General features: G+C 41.5%; 3 protein-coding genes. All 3 read right to left on the reverse strand.

From position 1 onward, the window contains the following. Positions 1-151 precede the first annotated feature (151 nt). Positions 152-604, reverse strand: a complete 453-nt coding sequence (locus Q0340_RS07680; protein ID WP_298082826.1) for a TIGR04423 family type III CRISPR-associated protein — start codon at positions 602-604, stop codon at positions 152-154. Further along, positions 591-1,982, reverse strand: a complete 1,392-nt coding sequence (locus Q0340_RS07685; protein ID WP_298082827.1) for an RAMP superfamily CRISPR-associated protein — start codon at positions 1,980-1,982, stop codon at positions 591-593. The genes Q0340_RS07680 and Q0340_RS07685 overlap by 14 nt, the downstream gene beginning before the upstream one ends. Beyond that, on the reverse strand, positions 1,979-2,878 hold a 900-nt coding region (locus tag Q0340_RS07690; protein ID WP_298082828.1), incomplete at its 5' end, for a hypothetical protein. The genes Q0340_RS07690 and Q0340_RS07685, both read right to left, overlap by 4 nt.

A 2,878-nucleotide genomic window follows, 5' to 3' on the forward strand; every position in this document is an offset into this window, starting at 1 on the left:
ATAGGACTTTTGGCGGTTATCTCAAGCTCAATTACGCCGCTTTCGCCGTCTTCAAACGGCACGTCGTGGATGTTTTTAAGAGCATCCTCGCTAGCCCACGGCGGGTAGAAAATTTTATCGTTTAGTGGCACGAAATTATATGGAGCAGTTATCATTTTTTATCCTTTTCATCTTTTACAAAGCCTGCAAATACTATCTTTTGAAGTTTCAATACTGGCAAACCCTCAAGAGTTCCATTGTCTTGAGGCACTTCACAAAACTCGTCTTTTTCATCTTGCCAAATTTGAGCCATTTTTATTTTAAAATTACCAAATTTAGGATAAAACGTTTTTATGTCGCTTTCCTCTAGCGCTACTTTGTTTAACTCCGTCTCATCGACAAACCAAGCGTCGTTTATCTGGCGGATAGAAACACTCTTTTTGGACTTCTCATCAAAAAAATGCGCCTCATAGATTAGCTCGTCTTCGCCTAGACCAGGAGTTCGCTCGCCCGCTAAAAACAAGTGCTTCTCATCGATTTTTTCACCCATTAGCTGGATGTAGCCCTCGTAGCCTTTTAAATTTTCATTCATGTATTTTAAAATTTCGTCTTTATTCTTTTTCATTTTCGATCCGTCCTTCGTTGTATTTTAAGACCTTGCCTTTGAAAAATCCATATCCTTTTGTGGTTGCTCCACCAAGCGACAAGCGCCCCTGAACTACGTCATCTAAAGTCGCTTCAAAAGCCTCTAATGCATTATTAAAAGTTTTTGCTTTCTCTTTGTCGCCGCGCGCATCGTTTTTAAGCAAAATTTCTATTATAAATTCGTCTCTTTTTGCGACTGCCTTTTCTTGAAATAAGGCGCTGTCTATCGCGCCGCCAGTGAAGCGGTCGATGCTAACGTGTTCGAAAACCTTCGCGTCTTTTGCTTCGTCGTAATCTAAAAAGCAATCGCTGATTAAAATTTTGCCTTTGGCGCCTTTATAGTTTTTATTCTTTTCGTAGCCGAAAATTTCTTTTACGGCTTCGTTTTCACTGCCGACCTTGGCTTTTTCGCCGAATTGTTTATTGATTTTATTAAAATGAAACGCCGTTCGGTGCGATAATGCGCCCTTTACCGAGCTTGCCGGGATTAGAATTTTACGTTTGCTGAGGCATTTGTTTTCATAGTCGATCACGCTCTCAAGCACCGGCGTTTGATCGGCATCCTTGTCGCCGAATCCGCTTCCAAACATAAAGAAATCATCGGGCGAAATTTTAAGTTCGTATCTGATATGTCTTTTCAAATTACCGTCCGCTACGCTATCGGGCGTAAATTTCGCAAACCCATCGGAGCTAAAATTTAAACTGCTCGAGTATCTGTCCAGCTCAAACTCGCCCCATTTTATCTCTAAAATTCCAAGCGAGCCAAAGCCTTTAGAGCTTCCGCCGCCAAGCCTTAGCGTAGGATCGCTAAGCAAATTTAAAATTTTATCAAACTCCTCTTTGCTTCCGTCAAACTCAAGCGAGAATTTAAATCTAGTGCCTTTAAATACGACTTCTTCGTCAAATTTCCCCGCATCCTTTGCCGCGCCGTTTGCGCCTATGGCGACATGATCTCTAATCGGTAAATTATCAAAAAGTCGCAAAAACTCGCTCTTTTCTAAAAGCAACTCTTCGCAAACCTTGTTATTCTTATCGACGAGCAACAGAGCGTTTGAGATAATTAGTCTTGAGCCGAGTAAATCTTCGTCTTCTTTTTTATTTTCGTCTTTGCTTTCCTTTCCATTTCCGCCCCGATCCTTTTCCTCGCGCTTGGTTCCAAAAATTTTATTCGCGGCATCCTTGCCGGCATTATCTTCAAACGCCCTGCGCAAAATCCCTGCAACCGAAGTGCCTAAGATCATCGGCAAGCCGTTCCAATCTCTTTGCACCGGTGCATCTAAAAATAGATCATTTTTGCCGCCGCCGACTTTTAACGGAGTTTTGGCTTCTATGATGACGTGCGCTAAAAATCTTTTCATTGCTTTTCTCCTGTGATTCTTGGCATTTGCATTGATAAAAGTAGAGCAAATTTAAGCGGGCAAGGATCGCCTTCTACTTCTTTTACGAGCGTATCGCCGCACCCACCTTCTACTAGGACGCTTTTATCATTTCTTTTTTCGCAGTCCCAATTTGCGCTTCTTACGCCATTTCGCATAAATTTAGATAATTGAGCCGCTATATTTTTGTTTTTCTCTGCAGTAGTTTGATTTTCTATTTCATCGCCTTTATCATTCAATACTTTATCGCTAACGGCAACCTCCTTGCATATCGACCTTATCGCGCCCCATTGTGATTTTGAAATTTTGCTAAATTTATCTTTATGGCTTTTTATAAAATCAGCCACCCTCTCGGCTATTTCAAGAGCCTGGCCTTTCGTGGTCTGCTTTTGTTTTAAAAATTTAGCCAAATCACTTTGTATCGGTATCTCTTTAGTCGAGTGCTCAGTCTCCGCTTCTTTTTGGAATTCTATCGGACTATCCTTTACATTGCCACCGTTTAAAAACCACGGATTTATCAGCACTTCGCCAAAGCCTTCGCTCAAATACGCTCCGACGCCGTTTTTTAGCGCGGCTATTTGTTCGGCACTTAAATTTTTCAAAGCAATTACGCTACCTTTATTTATGCAGGCTCGCTCGTAGTCCTTCGTGCTGCGAGCGCCATTGTAAGGAGTAAAATTTGAAATTCTAATCTGCGTCTTTTTATAATCGACACTATTCGCGCTCAAATTTGGCAAAATGTATTTTACGTCGTAGCTCGGATTGCCGTTTTCGTCAATAAGCGCAAGGCGGGATTTAGCATAAACGAAAGTATATTTCTCCGGCGGCGTAAAGCTTTGGATTTCATCCGTATTTTCGCCTATAAATTTAATCTCTAC

The sequence above is a fragment of the uncultured Campylobacter sp. genome (genome assembly GCF_938045595.1).
Classification (GTDB): Bacteria; Campylobacterota; Campylobacteria; order Campylobacterales; family Campylobacteraceae; genus Campylobacter_B.